The 20,944-nt window shown below is 53.4% G+C and carries 18 protein-coding genes; 2 read left to right on the forward strand and 16 right to left on the reverse strand.

From position 1 onward, the window contains the following. Nucleotides 1–638: 638 nt before the first annotated feature. The 7 genes from LOZ86_RS00295 to ltnD all read right to left on the reverse strand — a co-directional run bounded on the left by LOZ86_RS00295 (nucleotide 639) and on the right by ltnD (nucleotide 9,778). Nucleotides 639–2,309 carry a methyl-accepting chemotaxis protein gene (locus tag LOZ86_RS00295; RefSeq protein WP_039485246.1) on the reverse strand — a complete coding sequence of 557 codons (1,671 nt, stop codon included), beginning with the start codon at nucleotides 2,307–2,309 and terminating at the stop codon, nucleotides 639–641. Nucleotides 2,310–2,587: 278 nt separating this feature from the next. Continuing rightward, entirely contained in the window at nucleotides 2,588–4,267 is a 1,680-nt protein-coding gene (locus tag LOZ86_RS00300) for a methyl-accepting chemotaxis protein (RefSeq protein WP_039485249.1), read from the reverse strand. Nucleotides 4,268–4,577: 310 nt separating this feature from the next. Continuing rightward, nucleotides 4,578–5,936, reverse strand: a complete 1,359-nt coding sequence (locus LOZ86_RS00305; RefSeq protein ID WP_039485252.1) for a GntP family transporter — start codon at nucleotides 5,934–5,936, stop codon at nucleotides 4,578–4,580. Between the two features lie 193 nt (nucleotides 5,937–6,129). Beyond that, nucleotides 6,130–6,912 carry a 2-oxo-tetronate isomerase gene (otnI, locus tag LOZ86_RS00310; protein ID WP_230242752.1) on the reverse strand — a complete coding sequence of 261 codons (783 nt, stop codon included), beginning with the start codon at nucleotides 6,910–6,912 and terminating at the stop codon, nucleotides 6,130–6,132. Nucleotides 6,913–6,939: 27 nt separating this feature from the next. Beyond that, a complete protein-coding gene (gene otnC / locus LOZ86_RS00315; RefSeq protein ID WP_039485257.1) occupies nucleotides 6,940–7,596 on the reverse strand; it encodes a 3-oxo-tetronate 4-phosphate decarboxylase in 657 nt (218 codons plus the stop codon). Continuing rightward, nucleotides 7,593–8,867, reverse strand: a complete 1,275-nt coding sequence (gene otnK / locus LOZ86_RS00320; protein WP_039485261.1) for a 3-oxo-tetronate kinase — start codon at nucleotides 8,865–8,867, stop codon at nucleotides 7,593–7,595. Before otnK ends, otnC begins: the two co-directional genes overlap by 4 nt. Further along, complete coding sequence (gene ltnD / locus LOZ86_RS00325) at nucleotides 8,864–9,778, reverse strand: L-threonate dehydrogenase (protein ID WP_014917036.1); 915 nt, start codon at nucleotides 9,776–9,778, stop codon at nucleotides 8,864–8,866. The genes otnK and ltnD overlap by 4 nt, the downstream gene beginning before the upstream one ends. 338 nt (nucleotides 9,779–10,116) lie before the next feature. On the opposite strand from ltnD, the gene ygbI reads away from it, so the two are divergent. Beyond that, the gene (gene ygbI / locus LOZ86_RS00330; RefSeq protein ID WP_230242753.1) at nucleotides 10,117–10,878 is read left to right on the forward strand and encodes a DNA-binding transcriptional repressor YgbI; all 762 of its coding nucleotides are present in this window, start codon (nucleotides 10,117–10,119) and stop codon (nucleotides 10,876–10,878) included. 35 nt (nucleotides 10,879–10,913) lie between these two features. Here the strand turns inward: ygbI and LOZ86_RS00335 are convergent, their stop codons facing one another. The 6 genes from LOZ86_RS00335 to LOZ86_RS00360 form a co-directional block, all read right to left on the reverse strand. Beyond that, the gene (locus LOZ86_RS00335) at nucleotides 10,914–12,104 is read right to left on the reverse strand and encodes an aminotransferase-like domain-containing protein (protein ID WP_039485266.1); all 1,191 of its coding nucleotides are present in this window, start codon (nucleotides 12,102–12,104) and stop codon (nucleotides 10,914–10,916) included. Between the two features lie 128 nt (nucleotides 12,105–12,232). Next, nucleotides 12,233–12,934 carry a high-affinity branched-chain amino acid ABC transporter ATP-binding protein LivF gene (livF, locus tag LOZ86_RS00340; RefSeq protein WP_230242754.1) on the reverse strand — a complete coding sequence of 234 codons (702 nt, stop codon included), beginning with the start codon at nucleotides 12,932–12,934 and terminating at the stop codon, nucleotides 12,233–12,235. Between the two features lie 5 nt (nucleotides 12,935–12,939). Then, a complete protein-coding gene (gene livG, locus LOZ86_RS00345) occupies nucleotides 12,940–13,710 on the reverse strand; it encodes a high-affinity branched-chain amino acid ABC transporter ATP-binding protein LivG (protein WP_039485270.1) in 771 nt (256 codons plus the stop codon). Continuing rightward, nucleotides 13,707–14,981, reverse strand: a complete 1,275-nt coding sequence (locus LOZ86_RS00350) for a high-affinity branched-chain amino acid ABC transporter permease LivM (protein WP_039485273.1) — start codon at nucleotides 14,979–14,981, stop codon at nucleotides 13,707–13,709. Before LOZ86_RS00350 ends, livG begins: the two co-directional genes overlap by 4 nt. Continuing rightward, complete coding sequence (gene livH, locus LOZ86_RS00355; protein ID WP_230242755.1) at nucleotides 14,978–15,904, reverse strand: high-affinity branched-chain amino acid ABC transporter permease LivH; 927 nt, start codon at nucleotides 15,902–15,904, stop codon at nucleotides 14,978–14,980. Before livH ends, LOZ86_RS00350 begins: the two co-directional genes overlap by 4 nt. Nucleotides 15,905–16,062: 158 nt before the next feature. Next, nucleotides 16,063–17,175 carry a branched-chain amino acid ABC transporter substrate-binding protein gene (locus LOZ86_RS00360; protein ID WP_039485285.1) on the reverse strand — a complete coding sequence of 371 codons (1,113 nt, stop codon included), beginning with the start codon at nucleotides 17,173–17,175 and terminating at the stop codon, nucleotides 16,063–16,065. A gap of 404 nt (nucleotides 17,176–17,579) precedes the next feature. Between LOZ86_RS00360 and panM the strand changes: the two genes are divergently transcribed. Next, complete coding sequence (panM, locus tag LOZ86_RS00365; protein ID WP_039485287.1) at nucleotides 17,580–18,026, forward strand: aspartate 1-decarboxylase autocleavage activator PanM; 447 nt, start codon at nucleotides 17,580–17,582, stop codon at nucleotides 18,024–18,026. Nucleotides 18,027–18,109: 83 nt separating this feature from the next. Here the strand turns inward: panM and rpoH are convergent, their stop codons facing one another. From rpoH to ftsE, 3 genes are all read right to left on the reverse strand, one after another. Then, nucleotides 18,110–18,967 (reverse strand): RNA polymerase sigma factor RpoH, encoded by an 858-nt coding sequence (rpoH, locus tag LOZ86_RS00370; RefSeq protein ID WP_010681389.1) that lies wholly within the window; start codon nucleotides 18,965–18,967, stop codon nucleotides 18,110–18,112. A 347-nt stretch (nucleotides 18,968–19,314) separates the two neighbouring features. Further along, a complete protein-coding gene (gene ftsX, locus LOZ86_RS00375) occupies nucleotides 19,315–20,283 on the reverse strand; it encodes a permease-like cell division protein FtsX (RefSeq protein ID WP_230242756.1) in 969 nt (322 codons plus the stop codon). Then, nucleotides 20,273–20,944, reverse strand: coding sequence for a cell division ATP-binding protein FtsE (ftsE, locus tag LOZ86_RS00380; RefSeq protein ID WP_010306560.1), 672 nt, complete (start codon nucleotides 20,942–20,944; stop codon nucleotides 20,273–20,275). The genes ftsX and ftsE overlap by 11 nt, the downstream gene beginning before the upstream one ends.

Consider the following 20,944-nt stretch of genomic DNA (forward strand, 5'->3'; position numbering starts at 1 on the left):
TATATCCTTTCCCGTAATCGTTGCCTGTTTTCCTTGGCTAATAAACTTATCCTAAGTTTACTTTTTCCTGTCACGCTTTCCGGTAAGGGGTTGTCGTGTCTGGTGCGGTGGTACATATACAAATAAGGGTAAATGATGGCGCAGGAGTATAAAAGGTGGCGGTAAAAGCCGCAATATCTCTATGGGTTAGAGAAAAAATAAACTGGGGTCAGGCTGTAATGCTAAATTGACAATCATGTTAATATATCCGTCATACTTCGAGTTGCATGTGCGTTGGCTGCGTTTACTCGCCCGAATCACTTACTTGAGTAAGCTCATCGGGACTCCCTCGCTTGCCGCCTTCCTGAAACTCGAATTATTTAGAGTATAAACGCGGTGGTTATGATTTTTTGCTTATTTATTCAACGTTAAAAATTGTTTGTTTTTTATTCATTCTTTTTTTCGAACAACATGATGTTTTTACCCTCATATATTTGATGTTTTTATCATCGAAAATTGCCATTCCTCGTTTTTATTGATTTTATTCAACGGCGCTTAATATAAAACGCATTGCTGGTTTTCCTCTTTATTCATTGTTTTTCCCTATTGAAAAAAACCGCCGATTGCTCAGCGGTTTTGGGGATTCTTTTGACTGGCCGTTAAAAGGTTTCCCAGTTTTGCTTATCGTTTCCTGCGCTGCTTTTAGGATTGGCGAGAGAGAGTTTGGCGCTGGTAGGTCTTTTCAGCTGTGGTGCAATGCGCTGTGACGACCCGCCCTCAACGGCGAAGGTCTTCATCAGCTCGACCAGATGGGCCGCTTGATCGCTCAGGCTATCGGCAGCGGAAGCGGATTGCTCAACGAGCGCGGCATTCTGCTGCGTCACCTTATCAAGCTGGTTAATCGCATCATGAATCTGCGAGACGCCGGATTCTTGTTCCTGCGTGGTGACGCCAATTTCGTTAATCAGATCTGCAACGTTGCGCGCCTGACGCACCAGTTCTTCAATCGTCGTTCCTGCATCGCTGACCAGTCTGGAGCCAACCTCGACTTTCTCGACGCTGTGACCGATTAGTTCTTTAATCTCTTTGGCCGCTGTTGCGGAGCGCTGTGCCAGCGAGCGAACCTCGCCTGCTACCACCGCAAAGCCACGACCTTGCTCACCCGCTCGGGCGGCTTCCACCGCGGCGTTAAGCGCCAGAATGTTGGTCTGGAAAGCAATACCGTCGATGACACTAATGATGTCGCCAATTTTGTGCGAGCTGTCGGTAATTTCTTTCATGGTGATAACGATATTACCGACGGCTTCACCGCCTTTAGCCGCGGTATTGCTGGCGGCCTGCGCCAATTGAGCGGCATTGCGCACCGTATCGGCATTCTGACGCACGGTTTGGCTCATTTCTTCCGTTGAGGCGGCGGTTTGTTGCAGATTCGCGGCCTGCTCTTCCGTGCGCTGGCTGAGGTCAGTGCTGCCTGCGGCAATCTGGCTGGCACCGGTTGCGATAGATTCGCTGCTCTCACGCACTTGCTCCACAATGCTGCTTAAGCTTTTGCGCATGTTATTCATCGCAAACAGCAAGCTGGTATTGTCACCCGACGCCAGATCGACCGGTATCGCGAGATTACCTTGCGCGATTTCCTGTGTGACCTGTGTGGCATAGGCGGGTTCACCCCCCAGTTGCTTCTTGATGTGGCGGGTAATTAGCCAAGCGATGCCTGCACCAAACAAGGAGGCGATGACGGCCAGAACCAGCAGTGAATTGCCATCATAGTAGGACTCTTCAATGGCGTTGGTTGCCGTTTGCGTGGTGTAGTCTTTCTGCAACTGAATCATGCTGTTCAGATTGTTAAAAAGCTTGGTTTGTATGGGTTCAAGCTGGGTTTTAACCAACTCAATAGATTCAGCCTGCCTATTGCTGAGTGACAGCGCGACAGCCTGGCGGCCAACGGTGGCAAATTCAGTACGATTTTGCTGAAGTTCACCCAGAATATTGCGAACCTCGGTTGCCCGTAAATTTTCTTCCAACTGAGTGACGAGCTTCGTGTTTTTGGCGCTCGTGGCTTCAATCAGTTTTTGATTGTCTTCCAGAACCTTTTGTTCGGTCGCGATAAGCATACGCAACGTGGCTTTGATCGTGACGTTAAGGTTATCTTTCAATTCTTGTAGCACGATGAGGTTGGCAAGGTGGTGTTTGGCCAGCCTGTCAGTGGTATTACCGAGGCCAACCAGATGCATTCTGCCGAAAATGGCCACTAATAGGCCGATAACAATAACAATGGCAAAACCCGAACCGACCTGAGTACCCAGTTTCATTTTTCTTTTATTCTGCATGTTATCCTCATGACTTATTGACACTATTTATTGTTATTGCGCGTGTTTTCTTCTGCACGACGAGAGCAATGTACGGCTGCGGTTTCTAAATCCTTCTGATGAATAACCAAGCAGTCCACTCTAGGATATCGGCATAACCAGCGAAAACATTGATTTTAATTGTCGATATTGCCGCAGGCGGATGAGGAAAAAACAGGAAACGCAGGGAATGGATGATGCTGGCGGTGAAGGGGTGTGAAAGTAGAGTGGGGGATGCGCGATCCATCCCCCGCGTAGAATTAGAACTGCTCCCAGTTTTGGCTATCGCTTCCCATGCTGCTTTTAGGATTGGCGAGAGAGAGTTTGGCGCTGTCAGGCCGTTTCAACGGCGGTGCAATACGCTGTGACGATCCGCCTTCAACGATGAACACTTTCATCAGTTCGACCAGACGGGCAGCCTGATCGCTCAGGCTATCGGCGGCGGAAGCGGATTGCTCAACGAGTGCGGCATTCTGCTGCGTGACCTGATCAAGCTGGTTAACGGCATCATGAATCTGTGAAACGCCAGATTCTTGTTCCTGCGTGGTGACGCCAATTTCGTTAAGCAGACCGGCAACATCCTGTGCCTGGCGCACCAGTTCTTCAATTGTCACGCCAGCGCTGTTCACCATGACGGAACCCGCTTCCACTTTCTCGACGCTGTGGCCGATCAGCTCTTTGATTTCTTTCGCCGCGGAAGCAGAGCGTTGCGCCAGAGAACGCACTTCCCCTGCTACTACCGCAAAACCACGGCCTTGTTCGCCAGCCCGTGCGGCTTCCACTGCGGCGTTAAGCGCCAGAATGTTGGTCTGGAAAGCGATGCCGTCGATGACGCTAATGATGTCGCCAATTTTGTGCGAGCTGTCAGTGATTTCTTTCATGGTTATCACGATATTGCCGACGGCTTTGCCCCCTTTGGCGGCGGTATCGCTGGCGGCCTGCGCCAACTGCGTGGCATTACGCACCGTCTCGGTGTTTTGGCGGACGGTCTGGCTCATTTCTTCCATTGACGCTGCGGTTTGTTGCAGGTTGGCCGCCTGCTCTTCCGTACGCTGACTGAGGTCGGTGCTGCCAGCGGCAATCTGGCTAGCACCGGTTGCGATCGATTCACTGCTCTCACGCACCTGTTCAACAATTCCACTTAGGCTTTGGCGCATACCGTTCATGGCTGCCAGCACGCTGTGGTCATCACCGGGGCGCAGATTGACGGCTACTGCCAGATTTCCCTGCGCAACTTCTTGGGCGATATGTGCGGCGTAAGCCACTTCGCCACCCAGCAGGTTTTTTATCGTGCGAGTGATCAGGATGGAGATAAAAATCCCGATGAAGACCGCGAACGCCGCGAACAGCAGCAGCGTATTTCCATCGTCCCTAGCTTTATTTATGGCGTTGGTCGTCGTTTCCATCGTCTGTTTTTTCTGTAACGCAGTCAGTCCGTCCAGAGCCGCGAAAACCGAAGCCTGTGCAGGTGGCATTTCATTGACCATGACTAACGCGGCCTGCACTTTCTCTTCTGGCACCCCAGAGAGGCTTAATTCAATGGCCTTATTTACCGCTTTCAGATAAGCCGGACGTGCCTGCGCGAGCTGTTCCAGCAAGGCACGTGCCTCCGGTTCGGCAAGCTGTTTGTAGACTTTCGCTAAGGCTTCGTTATTACGGATAATTTGCTGGTCGAAGAGGTGTTTTTCTTCCTGGATACGGGCGCCGTCTTGTGAGAGCCCGATATTACGGACGACACGGGCGACAACCTCAAAACCACTCTTGGTGTCCTGAATCAGAAGCAGGTTGGCCAGATTTTTTTCAGAGAGCGATTCAATATCTTTACCCAGATTGGCGAGATGGACGCGTCCCAGAATGGCAACCATCAGACCGATGATGATGACAGAGGCGAAACCTGCGCCCAGCATGGTGCCAAGTTTCATTTTTGATAGAAAATTCATAATGTTCCTTTATTATTTTTCATTGATTGATGCAGGCTTTGCCTTACAGATTGGTCATCCTTTACGACAGGTCAGGAATGGGGTGCACGTCTGATTACATAATGTGTGCGGTATGCCAATTTGCGAGAATGGGCAGGAAAACGCGTTGTTGCTTACCCAAGCGATATTATAAAGGCAGAATAAAAACGGGCAGATGTGGAGTATAGGAGTAAAAAGGGCGCATTTTTTAGCATAAAAGGGGTAGGTACATGCAGTATTCAGTTGATACCAATGAGGAAGCCGCCGCCTCCCCATTGTGAAATTTCACACTTTACAGCACCAGCCACAGCGCCCAGGTGAAGAGGAACCCGGCCAGCCCGAGGATAGTCGTCAGCACTGTCCAGGTGCGCAGGCCATCGGCGACGGACAGCCCAAGATATTTGGTGACGATCCAGAAGCCGGAGTCATTGACGTGCGACAGGCCCAGCCCGCCAAAGCAGGCAGAGAGCGTCACCAGCACCAGTTGCATCTGGTTCAGGCCGCTAACGGCTTCGCTCAGCAGGCCGCAGGTGGTGAGAATGGCAACGGTGGCCGAACCTTGCGAGGCACGCAGCGCCAGCGACAGAATAAATGCGGCAGGCACCAGCGGCAGGTGAATGCTGGTCAGCGTATCCGCCAGCGCTTTACCGATGCCCGATTCCACCAGCACTTTACCGAACACGCCACCGGCACCGGTCACCATAATGACCACGGCAGCAGCAGGCATCGCATTGCCCATAATGTTGCCGGTTTTTTCAAGCGACCAACCTCTTCGCATAGCAATAAAGTAAAAGGCTAGCGCCAGCGCGATAAGCAGTGCAACGGTAGGGGAACCGACCAAGGTGGTAATATTGCGTAGTGGATGGCCTGCTGGGAACAGCGTCGCCGCCACGGTGCCGAGCATAATAATGGCGATAGGAATGACGATCAGCGCAGTCACCAGGCTGGCGGAAGGTGCATTCTTATGTGACACCCCTTCGCTTTTGTCTTCGCTTTTTGCTAATTGCAATTGCTCCAGCACATCAACAGAGAGTGTGTACTGCCGACGGTTAATATATTTGGCAGCCCAGAAACCGATGATGCCGACAGGAATAGAGATCGCCAGCCCTAATATCGTTAACCAACCCACATCGGCTTTTAACAAACTGGCTGCGGCAACCGGGCCAGGATGAGGAGGAAGAGCGACGTGAACCGTTAACATCACGCCCGCGACGGGTAGACCGAATTTAAGTGGAGAGACTTTGGCGACTTTTGCGAAGCCGTAAATAATCGGTGCCAGAATAATAAAACCAACGTCAAAGAATACCGGAATACCGAGAATAAATGCCGCTATGGTTAATGCAGCAATGACGCGTTTTTCTCCCAGCGTTTGCGTGAATGTCTTCGCCAAAGACTCAGCACCGCCAGAAACTTCGATCATTTTTCCCAGCATGGCACCTAGTCCAATGATCATGGTGATCGAACCGAGCACCCCCCCCATTCCACTGGACATCACTTTCATTATTTCTTCTGTGGGTATCCCAGTAGCTAATGCAACCAATAGGCTGACAACCAGCAGGGCGACAAAGGGCTGAATTTTAAATGTAATGACCATCAGCAGCAGGAGTAATACCCCGGCGATAGCGATGCAGAGTAAGAGCGAGGTGGCCATGTTCTTATCCTCATTGATCCCGTCTTTTCAATTCAGAGGCTGAAAAGGTAGTGGGTTATTGTTTTATTTGAAGAAAAGGGTGACCTGATTCCCGCATCGGAATAATGCGGGAACCTGACCTTTTCTCGATATTTTATAAATATGTCTCTGGTGTTTATTCTTTTATGGGAACAGCAATATTTTCCGCGATAACTTATTTCTTCAGATAGGGTTTAGCCCATCCCAACCCGTCTTCGGTTTTCCCGCGTGGGTTATATTCACAGCCAACCCAGCCGGAATAATTCACGCGATCCAATTCGGCAAAGATGAACGGATAATTAATTTCCCCTTCATCGGGTTCATGTCGCGCAGGAACCGAAGCAATTTGAATATGTCCGATGCGGCCAGCCAAATCGTGAATAATTTGCGTCAGGTTGCCATCGACAATTTGTGCGTGGAAGAAATCCAGCTGGATATAAACGTTTGGGCGATCGATCAGATTGGCTAATTCCAGCGCCTGATACTGACTGGCGAACAGATAATTCGGTTTCACCTTCGCACTCAGCGCCTCAATCATGATGTTGATGCCGTGTGGTGCAAATTTATCGGCGGCGTAGCGTAGGTTATCGATGAAAGTTTGCTGATAGGCGGCACGGTCTTCACCGGGCGGCACGACGCCCCCCCTCACCAGCACCGAAGGACAGTTGAGCGCCAGCGCATATTCCAGAGCGTTATCGATATCCCGGCGGGCATCTTCAACACGGTCGGGCAGGGCAGAAACGCCCCATTCACCCACCGCAATATTGCCGGGCGCGGTATTGAACAACACCTGCTTCAGGCCATTTTCCCGCAGCTTTTCCGCCAGCAGCGGTGCCGGATATTCATAAGGAAACAGGTACTCGACCGAGGTGAAACCCGCATCGGCAGCGGCTTTAAAACGATCGAGAAACGGTACGTCGGTAAACAGCATAGAAAGATTGGCAGCAAACTTAGGCATGGTTAACTCCTCGGTAAAAATGTCTCATCAAGAGAGCTCTGCAATATCGTCAGCGGTGAGGTAGCGAATTTTTCGGTCACCGAGAATAAAAATCAGCTTGGCGGTTTCTTCCAGCTCTTCCATGTTGTCCGCCGCTGCACGTAGATCTTTGCCAGTGACGACGGGGCCGTGGTTAGCCAATAAGAACGCCTTGTAACGCGAAGCCAGCTTCGCCAGATCTTCACCGAGTCGCGCATCGCCGGGGCGGTAATAAGGAACGACGGGCACTTTACCGACGCGCATCACCACATAAGGTGTGAACGGCTTGATAGCATCCTGTGTGTCCAGCCCTTCCAGACACGAGAGCGCCGTCAGGTAGGTGCTGTGCAGGTGAACGATCGCCTTACAGTCTGGGTCGTTACGGTAAATCGACAGGTGAAAGCTGACTTCTTTCGACGGCTTATCCCCGGAGATCCACTCGCCGCTCAGGCTGACTTTGGACAGCCGCTCGGCATCCAGTTCGCCGAGGCAAGAGCCGGTCGGCGTTGCCAGCAGCGTGCCGTCATCCAGTAGCAGTGAGAGATTGCCCGCGGAACCGGTGGCGTAGCCGCGCTGGAAAAAGGACGCGCCCAGCTTGACCATTTCCGCGCGTGCGCGCTGTTCGCTGTTTAGCGCAGCCTCGGTGCTGTGGTATTTTTCACTCATGCGGCAAACTCCTTTTGGGCGCGGGCAAAAAAGTCTTCATCACCGAAATTGCCGGATTTCAACGCCAGCGAGAGCGGATGATTGGTGGAACGCACCCACGGCACGCCGGGAGAAATGGACGGCCCGATATGGAACGCGTGAATGCCCAGCGTTTGCACCACGATGCTGGAGGTTTCACCGCCCGCGATGATGAAGCGCTGGAAGCCATCCTGCTGAAGCTGGTGGGCGACGGCGGCAAATAGCTTCTCCACCGCCTGACTGCTGGCTTCCGCCCCCCAGCGCTGCTGAATCTGCGCCAGTTCATCGGGTGATGAAGTGGCGTACAGCAGCGGAGCGAGTGCGTCGCCACGATGTGCTTTTACCCAGTCTGCCAGTTCCTGCACGTAGGCTTGTTGAGCGTCATCGCTTTCTAAGCAGCGAGCGACGTCAATCGCGTGCCCCGCTGCCTGTTTCAGATAGTGGGCAACCTGCTTGTTGGTCATCACCGAACAGGAGCCGGACAGCACAACGCCTGCGCCGGGCTGCGGCTTACCCGCCTCGGTTGCGGAACCCGTTTGTGTCGCGGGCTCTGCCCACTGGCGTGCCAGACCAATTGCCAAGCCGGAACCGCCGGTGACCAGCTTCATGTCGCGCAGCGCTTCGCCCTGTGTCAGCAGGTGCTGTTCGTTCAACGTATCCAGCACCACATAGCGTATGCCTTGTTCTTTCAACTGCGCCAGTCGCTGCTTAACGGCCTCTGCACCCTGATCCATCACGGCATACGGCACTAGCCCGCAGCGTCCGGCTGCCTGCTGCTCCATAACGCGCATCAGGTTGCTGTCCGTCATCGGCGTGACTGGATGGTGGCGCATCCCGGATTCAGACAGCAACTGATCCATCACGAATAAATGTCCCTGATAGACCGTTCTGCCGTTCACCGGCAGCGCCGGAGAGATGATGGTTTGCGTTTCGCCAAGCTGCGCTAACAGCGCATCGGTCACCGGACCGATGTTGCCTTTCGCGGTGCTGTCGAAGGTGGAGCAATATTTAAAGTAGAACTGCTGGCAGCCTTGCTGTTGCAGCCACGCCAGCGCCTTGAGTGAATCCGCCACGGCCTGCTCCGCCGGGCAGGAGCGCGACTTCAGGCTAATCACCACGGCCTGCGTCTCAACCTTAAAGTCGGACGGCGGTATGCCGTTGAGCTGCACGGTCGGCAGCCCGTTGTTGACCAGAAAGCTGGCGATATCCGTGGCACCGGTAAAATCGTCGGCAATCACACCTAGCTTGATCATGGCGCCTCCTTCTTTTCCGGCAGCGTAATGCCGTTAAAAATCTTGATGACCGCGCTGTCGTCTTCTTTACCGAATCCAGCGTTGCTGGCGGCGGTAAACATGTTGAACGCGGTGGAAGCCAGCGGCAGCGGGAAATGGAGTGATTTGGCGGTGTCGGTGACCAGCCCCAGATCTTTCACGAAGATATCAACGGCGGATTTCGGCGTGTAGTCACCGTCTACCACATGGCGCATGCGGTTCTCAAACATCCAGGAATTCCCGGCGGCGTTGGTCACCACGTCGTACATGATATCCAGCGGGATATCGGCACGCGCGGCCAGCGCCATCGCTTCTGCCCCAGCGGCGATGTGTACGCCTGCCAACAGTTGGTGGATAATTTTAACGGTCGCACCCAATCCGATCTCTTCACCGATGCGGTAGACCTTGCCTGCGACGGCGTCGAGCACGGGTTTCAGTTTCTCAAAAGCCAAATCGGAGCCGGATGCCATCACCGTCATATCGCCTGCGGCGGCTTTCACCGCACCGCCGGATACCGGTGCATCCAGCATGATGAGCTGATGCTCAGCCAGACGCTGCTCGATATTTTTGGCATCCTGCGCGGAGATAGTGGAAGACACCATGACTACGGTGCCGGGCTTGAGTTTCGCCGCGACCTGCGGTTCACCGAACAGAATCCCATTCACCTGTGCTGCATTCACTACCAGCAGCACGACGGCATCCAGCTTGTCAGCGAAGGCATCAATACGCGTGTCGGCCTGTGCCGCACCCGCCTGACGTAAGCGCTCCAGTGCCTGCGGATTGATATCGACGCCGTATGTCGTCAGGCCAGCGTTGATGCAGGACGCCGCAGCGCCAAAGCCCATGGAACCCAGACCGATAACGGCGACAGCATAATCAGAAGTCTTTTTCATCGTGGTTGCCTTGTTAAAATTAGTGATTTTTTGTTCTCTGGTGTTAAATATAAGGACTATCAGAACAAATTGTGGTGATTTTTATCACATAAATTAACATTGAGGGCGTGATGATTCAGTGTAGCTGAACCACGCTGGGAAGATGATTTCCATTATTATTTTTATATATCAGTAGATTATTTCTATTTTGGCAGCGAGTGGTGAAAAAGGTTGTTATGTCTGGCGTGGTTTCTGACGTGAATTTATGATAATTATCGTCATCAAACGGGGTGTTTCTCACAATATTTATCAGCCCCCATATTTATCAGACCAGCACAATCAAACAGGGAACGGACAGCGTGATTCCAGTAGAACGTCATCAACAGATTCTGGCGCTGATCGCCGAGCGTGGCGCAGTAAGCATTAACGAGCTGACCGAGCGACTGGGCGTGTCGCATATGACGGTGCGGCGTGATGTGCAAAAACTGGAACAGGATGGCCTGTTGCTGAGTGTCTCCGGCGGCGTGCGCTCGCCCGAACGGCTGGCGATTGAGCCGTCGCATCAGGATAAATCGGTGATGTTCAGCCAGCAGAAAGAGGCGATTGGCAAACTGGCGGCGCAGCATATCCCGTTCAATAGCTGCATTTATCTGGATGCGGGCACTACCACGCTATCACTGGCGCGCGAACTGGCAGAGCGCGACGATCTGCTGATTGTCACTAACGATTTTGTTATCGCTGCCTTTCTGATTGAGTCCAGCCAGTGCCGCATGATCCATACGGGCGGCACGCTGTGTCGGGAGAACCGATCCTGCATTGGTGAAGCTGTCGCTCAGGCGCTGCGCAATCTGTTTATCGACATCGCCTTTATCTCCGCCTCTTCGTGGAGCCTGCGCGGGCTGTCCACGCCGAATGAAGACAAAGTCGTGGTGAAACGCGCGGCGGTCGACGCCAGCAGCAAGTGCGTCCTACTGTGCGACACCTCAAAATACGGCCGCATCGCCACCCCTCTCGCCACGCCCCTCAACGTATTTGACAGCATCATCACTGACGACGGCCTACCCGCCGCCGCCAAAGACGCGCTAAGCAAAATGGGGGTTGAGGTGCTGGTGGCAGGGTGATGAAAGAGCCTACCTGAGTGGGCCACTATCAGTGATTACAGCGCCCGACGCAGGCGAGCCACCGCTTCATGCATTTGTTCATCCGTTGCTGTCGCAAAGGACAGACGCAGCGTTGAGTAATCGATATTGTCTGGGAAGAAGAACTCACCCGGCACGAAGACAACGCCCTGCTCCAGCGTCCTCTTCAGCCATTCCGTCGTGTTGAAATCGTCTTGACGGAACTTCGCCCACAGGAACATCCCGCCCTTCGGCTGGTTGAAGGTGATGACATCACCCAGTTCCTTCTCGACCAGCTGTGCCAGCAGTTCGCCTTTGTGCTTATACGCGTGGCGAATTTTCTCGATCTGCGTATCCAGACGTCCCAGCCCCAGATAGCATTCCGCGACGGTCTGCGACAGTGCGCTGGCATGCAGGTCAGCGGCCTGTTTGATAATCGCGACTTTGTGCAACAGCCAATCCGGCAGAATCGCCCAGCCGAGACGTAATCCCGGCGCCAGCACCTTCGAGAACGTAGAGGTATACAGCACGTATTCCGTGCTACCCAGTTTCTCTTCCGCCAGTTGGAACAGCGTTGGGTTGCGCTCTTCGGTGAAGCGCAGCTCACCATAGGGATCGTCTTCGATAATGACAAAACCGTAGCGCTCTGCCAGCTGAATCAATTTCAGGCGACGTTCATAGCTCAGCGTCACGCCGCTCGGGTTACCGAAGTTCGGGACAATATAAACGCCTTTGATGCGCTGTTTCTTCAGTAGCTCTTCCAGCTCATCGACCACCATGCCGTCGGCATCGGACGACACAGACATCACCTGCGCCTGTGCCAGTTCCAGCGTTTGCAGCGCTGCCAGGTAAGTCGGGCGTTCAACGACGAACACGTCGCCCGGATCGACCATCGCACGCATGATCAGATCCAGCGCCTGCTGCGAACCGGCCGTCACAACAATGTCGTCACCGCGCGTTTTTACGCCGCGTACGGCGCACAGCTCGGCAATGCGATCGCGCAGCACGCTGCTGCCTTCGGTTAAGCCATACTGGAATGCCGTTTTCGGCTGTTCGGTAATCGCTAACTGCGTGGCCTGACTTAGCCCTTCGAAATCAAATAATGCATCTGACGGAATCCCGCCAGCCAGCGAGATAATATTTTCCATCTTGCTGTGTTTCAGCAGTTCACGGATGGCGGAACTTTTTAACTGAGCGATGCGGTGCGCTAACAACCCTTCAATGGCCATCTCTTCTTAACCCTTCTACGAAACAGGCTGGTAAACCGGCCCGATAACGATTCCCCCTGTCATCCTTCAAGCGGCATGCGCGTTGGCGTTCCGCTGCTCGAATGATTTAGGGTAGATCTGCTCTAAAATTATCCGCCCAGATAGGCCGAACGTACCGCTTCATTAGCTAACAATGCCGCTCCGGTATCTTCCAACACGACATGGCCATTTTCAAGTACATAACCCCGATCAGCCAGTTTCAGCGCCTGATTGGCGTTTTGCTCCACCAGGAAGATGGTCATCCCCTCTTCACGCAGTTGCTGGATCGTGTCGAAAATTTGCAGAATGATGATCGGTGCCAGACCCAGCGACGGCTCGTCCAGCAGCAATAAACGCGGCTGGCTCATCAACGCACGGCCAATCGCCAGCATCTGCTGCTCACCGCCGGACATCGTGCCGGAACGCTGGGCGCGTCGCTCGAACAGACGAGGGAACAGATCGTAGACGCGTGCAATGCGTTCCTGATACTGATCGCGCTCGGCAAAGAACCCACCCCTCGCCAGATTTTCTTCTACCGTCATGCGGGAAAAGACGCGACGCCCTTCCGGCACAATCGCGATAGCTTCACGCATAATCTGCGCGGTCTGCCAGTTTGTGATGTCCTTACCGTCAAACGTGATGGTGCCTTCCGTCGCGCGCGGATCGCCGCACAGCGTGCCCAGCAGCGTGGTTTTACCGGCACCGTTCGCGCCGATCAGCGTGACTATCTCGCCCTGATTAATGTGCAGGCTGACCTGATGTAGCGCCTGAATTTTTCCGTAGTGGGCCGAAACCTGATGTAATGACAGCATAAACGTTATCCTTCACCCAGATATGCACGGATGACATCCGGGTTGTTACGAATTTCAGCTGGGGTGCCTTGTGCCAGCGGTGTTCCCTGATTGACGACATAAATCCGGTCAGAAATTCCCATCACCAGCTTCATATCATGTTCAATCAACAAAATGGACACCTGATGACTATCGCGCAATTCCGCAATCAGCTGATTTAACTCGTCAGTTTCTTTCGGGTTCAGACCGGCAGCAGGCTCATCCAGCATCAGCAGCTCAGGCCGTGTCACCATGCAGCGGGCGATTTCCAGACGGCGCTGCTGGCCGTAAGACAAATTCCCCGCCTGACGGTTCGCTAACTCTAACAGACCGATACGCTCCAGCCACACCGCGGCGCGCTCTTGCGCATCGGCTTCCGCACGACGAAAGCCCGGTGTTTTCAAAAGCCCGGCAAATACGCCGCTTTTCAGGTGCTGATGCTGTGCTACCAGCAGGTTCTCGATCACCGTCATTTCACGGAACAGGCGAACGTGCTGGAATGTGCGCACTACGCCCATTCGGGCAATGGCCTGTCCGGGTAATCCTTCCAGATGACGATCGCGCAGCATGATGGTGCCGCCGCTTGGGCGATAAAAACCGGTCAGGCAGTTAAAGACCGTGGTTTTCCCCGCCCCGTTCGGGCCGATCAGCGAGACGATTTCGCCAGCATGAATATCCATTTCAACGTTGTTGACCGCCAGCAGGCCGCCAAAACGCATCATCAGACCTCTGACTGATAATAGTGGCTGCGTGCTCATGCTTGCTCTTCCTTCTTCGCGACTTTCAACTTCATCTCAGGACGCTTCATCGGCAGCAGGCCTTGCGGACGCCAAATCATCATCAGAACCATCAGCGCACCCAACAACAGCATGCTGTATTCATTCAGATCGCGCATCAGCTCGCGGGACACGACCAGCAAGATTGCAGCGAGAATGACCGCAAACTGCGAGCCCATTCCGCCCAGCACGACGATGGCCAGTACAAAGGCAGATTCAGCGAACGTGAATGATTCCGGGCTGACGAAGCCCTGACGCGCGGCAAACAGCGTACCGGCAAAACCCGCGAACGCGGCGCTGATGGTAAACGCAGTCAGCTTAATGCGCGTTGGGCTCAGTCCCAGAGAACGACAGGCGATTTCATCATCGCGCAGCGCTTCCCAGGCACGTCCTAGCGGCATCCGCAGCAGACGGTTAATCACAAACAGGGTTAACACGACCAGCAGCAACGCGACCAGATACAGGAAGATGACGCGATCGCTCGGGTCATATTGCAGACCAAAGAAATTGTGGAACGTATCCCAACCACCATCGCGCGCGTTACGGCCAAATTCCAGACCAAAGAAGGTCGGTTTAGGGATCTGGCTGATGCCGTTCGGACCACCGGTAATTTCAGTGTTGTTCAGCAGCAGGATACGGACAATTTCGCCGAACCCGAGCGTCACAATCGCCAGATAGTCACCGCGCAAACGCAGCACCGGGAAACCCAGCAGGAAGCCTGACAGCGCCGCCACCATGCCTGCCAGCGGCAGACTTTCCCAGAAGCCCAATCCGTAATAGTGGTTCAGCAACGCATAGGTATACGCACCAATGGCGTAAAACCCGCCGTAACCCAATACCAGCAGGCCGGACAGGCCAACCACAACGTTCAAACCCAGACCCAGCATCACGTAAATCAGCGTGAGGGTGGCGATATCCACCGTACCACGCGACACCAGAAACGGCCAGGCGATAGCGGCGATAATCAATGCCGCCGCTAATATCTTCTGTCGTGGCGTACTGCCATCAAAGCTTGGCAGCACCAGTGACGGTGCAGAGAATTTCTTGATGCTTTGCTGGAAGAACGGGCGAATCAACTGGAAGAAGAACACCACGATGCAGCCCGCGCCAATCCAATACCAGCGGACTTCATCGGCACCGCGCACCACCAATTTGGTGCCATCCAGCGCCAACTGCATGCCCATTAAGAATGAGGCCAGCACCAGCAGCATGAACGCGGAAACCAACGCATTAAACAGGTTGAGCTGCTTCATACTTTCTCAACCTCCGGGCGACCCAGAATACCGGTTGGCATCACCAACAGCACCACAATCAGCAGCGCAAACGACACCGCATCTTTGTATTCCGTGCTCAGGTAAGCGGACGTCAGCGCTTCGGCTACGCCCAGAATCAGCCCACCGATCATCGCACCAGGGATGCTGCCGATTCCGCCCAGTACCGCCGCCGTAAAGGCTTTCATCCCGGCCATAAAGCCGATATAGGGGTTGATAACGCCGTAGAATTGCCCCAGCAGTACACCCGCAACGGCGGCCATGAGCGCACCAATGACGAAAGTTAGAGAGATGACGCGGTCGGTATTGATACCCAGCAGGCTTGCCATTTTCAGGTCTTCCGCACAGGCGCGACAGGCGCGACCCATACGGGAATAGCGAATAAATAGCGTCAGCGCCAGCATGGCGAGGAACGTCACGATCCAGATGGTCAACTGCATGGTGCTAATCGTCGCGGCAAAGCCATTGCTTTCGCCCAGCACCCACTGGCCAGTCACCAGACTCGGCAGTGCAACATCACGCGAGCCCTGATTCAGGCTGACGTAGTTTTGCAGGAAAATTGACATCCCGATGGCAGAAATCAGCGCAATCAGACGCTTTGACGTTCGAACCGGTCGGTAGGCCACCCGTTCGATACTCCAGCCATAGGCGCTGGAAATGACCACGGCGGCAATGAAAGCGGCACCAATCAGGAGCCAGCCAGCATCGATACACATCATCATCAGGGCCGCAATCACAATAAAGGAGACGTAGCTACCGATCATATACACTTCGCCGTGTGCGAAGTTAATCATGCCGATAATGCCGTAAACCATGGTGTAGCCAATGGCGATCAGCGCATAGGTGCTGCCCAACGTCAGGCCGTTGAACATCTGCTGAAAAAAGTAAAGGAACTGCTCGGACATACCTTAAACCTTAAATGCTGCCCCCGCGCCTTGCGGCAACGGGGGCTTCGGTATTGAGGGATTATTATTGGTACACACTCAGCGGGCGGAGAATGCTCTCCACGCCGAAGAGGCAGACAACGGCGTCTTCACCCGTTACCCGCCTCCCGGCATGATGATTATTTCACTGCGCTGGAAGTACCGTCTTTGTGCCACTCAAATACGCCAAATTCAAACCCTTTCAGGTCGCCTTTTGCATCCCAGCTTAATGGTCCCATTACCGTATCCACAGGATTCGCTTTCAGATCTGCGGCCAGTTTTTCCGGCTCATCGCTACCAGTACGTGTCATCGCGGTGGTCAGCGATTGCAGCGCGGCATAGGTCGTCCAAACGAACGGACCGGTTGGATCCAGTTTCTTGGCTTTCAGCGCATCAACAATCGGTTGGTTAGCAGGAACCTGATCGTAACGCTTCGGCAGCGTCACCAGCATGCCTTCAGAGGCATCGCCTGCGATGTTGGACAGCGACGAGTTACCCACGCCTTCTGGGCCCATGAATTTGGTGGTCATGCCAGCCTGACGCGCCTGACGCAGAATCTGCCCCATTTCTGGGTAGTAGCCGCCGAAATAGACGAAGTCGACGTTCTCTTTCTTCAGACGCGCAACCAGCGTAGAGAAATCTTTATCACCCGCCGTCACACCTTCAAACAGCACAACATTCGCACCGGCTTTTTTCAGGCTATCCTGAACAGATCGGGCCAAACCTTCACCATATTGCTGTTTGTCATGAACCACGGCGATACGCTGCGGTTTGATGGTTTCGACAATGTATTTTGCTGAAGTTGGTCCCTGATCGGAATCCAGCCCCGTTGTGCGCAGCACCATTTTGTAGCCGCGCGTGGTTAAGTCGGCGTTGGTTGCCGCAGGCGTAATCATGATCACGCCTTCTTCTTCATAGATATCAGACGCAGGCTGCGTTGAGGAGGAACACAGATGGCCAATCACATAACGGATACCGTCATTGATGACTTTGTTCGCGACGGCAACCGCCTGTTTAGGGTCGCACGCGTCATCATATTCAACGCCAACCAGTTTGTTACCGTTTACGCCGCCTTTTGCGTTGATGTCTTCAATGGCCTGACGCGCGCCAATGAATTCCATATCGCCATACTGTGCAACTGGGCCAGACATGGCACCCACAACTGCAACCTTAATATCGGCAGCGCTGACTGCGTGACTCAACGCCGCAGCCATACAACCCATCAGCAATACTTTACCTTTACTGAATTTCATTCTTTTTACCCCATCTGTCATTATGGATATTGCCGAAAACCTGACCGCCTTCCGCCATAACCTGCTATTTTCTTATAAGTAAGAAAGGCTTAGGTTATTATTAGTAATGATTTCTAATAAGGCTTTATTTTTCATATTATTAAACAGGAATATTATGCTGCAAATCAACTCGCGCTGTCAGAAACAAGCGGAGCAAACAGCACAAAATGCCAGATGCAAAAACCAGCATTCAATTTATATATAGTCAGATATTCTACTTTGTGCATTAATTGTTGATGGATTACTCGAAAAACAGAGAATGGGAAAAACATTTACCCTATTAACCATAACGATCAAATTACACAACTGTTCCACTACAAGACAACTACATTATTCTTCACTCATATGATGGAGTGCCGATAAAAATGAAACTAACCGTTGAATGCCTCACCCGATTCAGCCCTCAGGATAAAATTGATCTGGCAAAGATTTGGCCGCATCAGAACATTGATTTACTCGAGGAAGAACTCACCCCCGATCGGCGATTATTTGCCGCCCGTTTTAACGATCGGTTATTAGGCGGCATGCTGGTCGAGCTTGAAGGAGAATATGCGGAACTGAGCGATCTCATGGTGCGGGAAGTCACGCGGCGGCGGGGCGTCGGGAAACTCTTGATTGATGAAGTGCGCCATCAGCTTCCTGAGGTGAAAGAGTGGTGGCTGGCCACGGCCGATCATGCTGCGATCAAAGAGGAAGTGCTGGCGCGGTTTATGGTGTCCTGCGGTTTCTCACCGGTGTCCGGTGGCTGGCGCTATATTCGCAGAAACGAAACGCCGTTGATTCTTGACCAACTCAACCCAGAGAAGCCATAACTCGAGCTTTGCGGACTGACATCAGACAAAAACAAAACGGCCGGGCATTACCCGGTCGCGACAGAAAGAGACGATGAGAGCGATTAGGCTTCTATCGCCGCTCGCAGTTTTTTCATCGCATTCTTTTCTAGCTGACGCACACGCTCTGCGGAAACGCCGTATTGATCGGCCAGTTCCTGCAAGGTGGATTTGTTGTCATCATCCAACCAGCGGGCGCGAATAATGTGCTGGCTGCGTTCGTCCAGCCCTTCCAGCGCGTAGGTGAGCTTATCAGCCGCATGCGTTTCCCAGTTATCTTCTTCAATGCCATCGGCAAAATCAGACGATTTATCCTGTAGGTAAAGCATCGGCGACATCGCCTTGCCGTCGTGCGAATCTTCTTCCGGCGTCGGATCGAACGTCATGTCCTGCGCCGCCATGCGGGATTCCATCTCGCGCACGTCTTTGCTGGTCACACCAAGCTCACGCGCGACCAGTTCGACTTCATCCTGATTAAACCAGCCGAGGCGCGTTTTCGACTTACGCAGGTTAAAGAACAGCTTACGCTGTGCTTTAGTGGTTGCGACTTTCACGATACGCCAGTTACGCAGCACGTATTCATGAATTTCGGCTTTGATCCAATGCACGGCGAAAGAAACCAGACGCACACCAACTTCAGGGTTAAAGCGACGTACCGCTTTCATCAGGCCGATGTTCCCTTCCTGAATCAGGTCCGCCTGCGGCAGGCCGTAGCCGGAATAGTTACGGGCAACGTGAATAACAAAACGCAGGTGTGACAGAATCAGGTGCTTAGCAGCCTCCAGATCGCCCTGATAATGCAGCCGTTCAGCCAGCGCCCGCTCTTCCTCCGCCGTCAACATCGGATAGGCATTGGCGGCACGAATATACCCTTCCAGACTGCCCTGGGGAACTAAGGTGAAAGTTTGCATATCTTTGGTCATTCAACCCTCTCAGTTACTCTACTCGTCATATTGCAGTTGGTTATCTTAGCACTGCTTCACCGCATCGTTTTGCGCGAAGATGGCAAAACACGGCACCTTAAAGCTTATTTTAAGAAAAACCTTAAAACCAGATTAATCAAATCCTAAAATCTGTCTATTCAGACTGTGATTTCGCTCGCAAGTTCCTCTCATTTTATTCACCTCATGCCAGAGATCAAGCAGGAGAAAAACGAGACATTAACACACGAGAAACCAAGGGGAAAACACTGCGCGAAAAAGAGATGTCACTGAGGAATTGCCCCTGCAATACGGTCTGAATTACAGGGAACAATTATAGCAGAAAATGCTTACTGTGGTGTAAAACGGCGTAAATGTTGTACCGTTGCCAGCCAGGCGGCCAACCAGCCAATCATACCAGCGATTAACAGCAGCAGCAGAGATTCATCCCAGCTCAGCCCTTTGACGGCAAACGTCGTACCAAAAACAGCGGCAACCTGCGCCACCACGGCATCTAGCTTCCAGACCAGCGCCTGTGATAAAATCAGCGACAGTACCGCGCCGCCCACACCCATCGCTGCCCCACCATTCAGGAACGGACGCAGAATAAAACCGTCCGTCGCACCGATCAGCTTCATCACGTTGATGGTTTCGCGGCGGCTGAAAATACTCAAACGCACGCTGTTGCCGATCACCAAGAAGACGGCGACGATCATCAGGACACCAATCATCGCGGAAATTTGCCCGACCAAATTGGTCAATGCCACCAACCGCGCAAACCAGCTATCGTCCATCCGTACTTCATCCACGCCCTGCGTCGCTGCCACTCGGTCGCGCAGCGTCGTCAGCGTAGTGGAATCCTGAAAACTCATTTTCGGCGTGATAATCGCCACGGCTGGCAGCGGATTCTCTTCCAGCATATCGAGCGCGCCGCCAAAACCGGACCAGTTGCGGAATTCGCCCATCGCTTCAGTGCGTGACAGGTAATTGACTTTATCGACGCCGTCTTCAGATTGAAGCTGCGTGATAACCGCCTGCGCCGCGTTGTCATCCAGCGATTTATCCAGATACACCGTCAGCTGAGGCGAGGGATACCACTGTGTAGCCGCCTGCCTGACGTTTTTCCATACCAGATAGCAGATGCTGGGCAACGCCAACGAAATAGCAATGACCATCACGGTCAGAAAGGTAGCCAGCGGCTGACGCAACATATCAGCCAGCGTATTCGTCCAGGCATAGCGCCACTGTTCCTGCCAGCCGCCGCGCAGCGCTTTGGCTTTTGCGACAGGCTTTTTCGCATTACGGACGTTATTCGCCATTGTGGTTTCCCCCCACCATGCGACCATCCGACAGCGTCAGCACACGGTAATTACGGCGGGCGATCAGCCCAGTGTCATGCGTCGCCATCAGGACGGTAACGCCAACGCGATTGAATTCTTCAAACAGGCGCAAAATGCCTTCTGACAGCGCTTCGTCGAGGTTGCCGGTCGGTTCATCCGCCAGCAACACCGCGGGTTTGTTCACCACCGCGCGCGCAATGCCAACGCGCTGCTGCTCACCACCGGACAGCTGGATAGGATAATTTTTCGCTTTATCCAGCAGGCCAACTTTGTCCAGCGCGGCGGATACCCGGCGACGGATATCCTCACTGCTGGCACCCGCGATGATGAGCGGCATCGCGACGTTGTCATAGACCGTGCGTTCCATCAACAGATGGTGATCCTGAAAGATCATGCCGATCTGACGTCGCAGGAACGGGACTTCGCGCTTTTTCAGGCGGCTGATATTGTGGCCGCCAAACAAAATCTGACCCGCGCTGGGACGTTCAATGCCACAAATCAGTTTCAGCAGGGTACTTTTCCCTGCGCCGGAATGACCGGTCAGGAACGCCATTTCCGCTGGGCGCAGATGGAAATCCACTCCTTGCAATGCCTGACGCCCACCGAGGTAAGCTTTACTGACCTGTTCAAAACGAATCAT

The organism is Pectobacterium parvum (genome assembly GCF_020971565.1).
Classification (GTDB): Bacteria; Pseudomonadota; Gammaproteobacteria; order Enterobacterales; family Enterobacteriaceae; genus Pectobacterium; species Pectobacterium polare.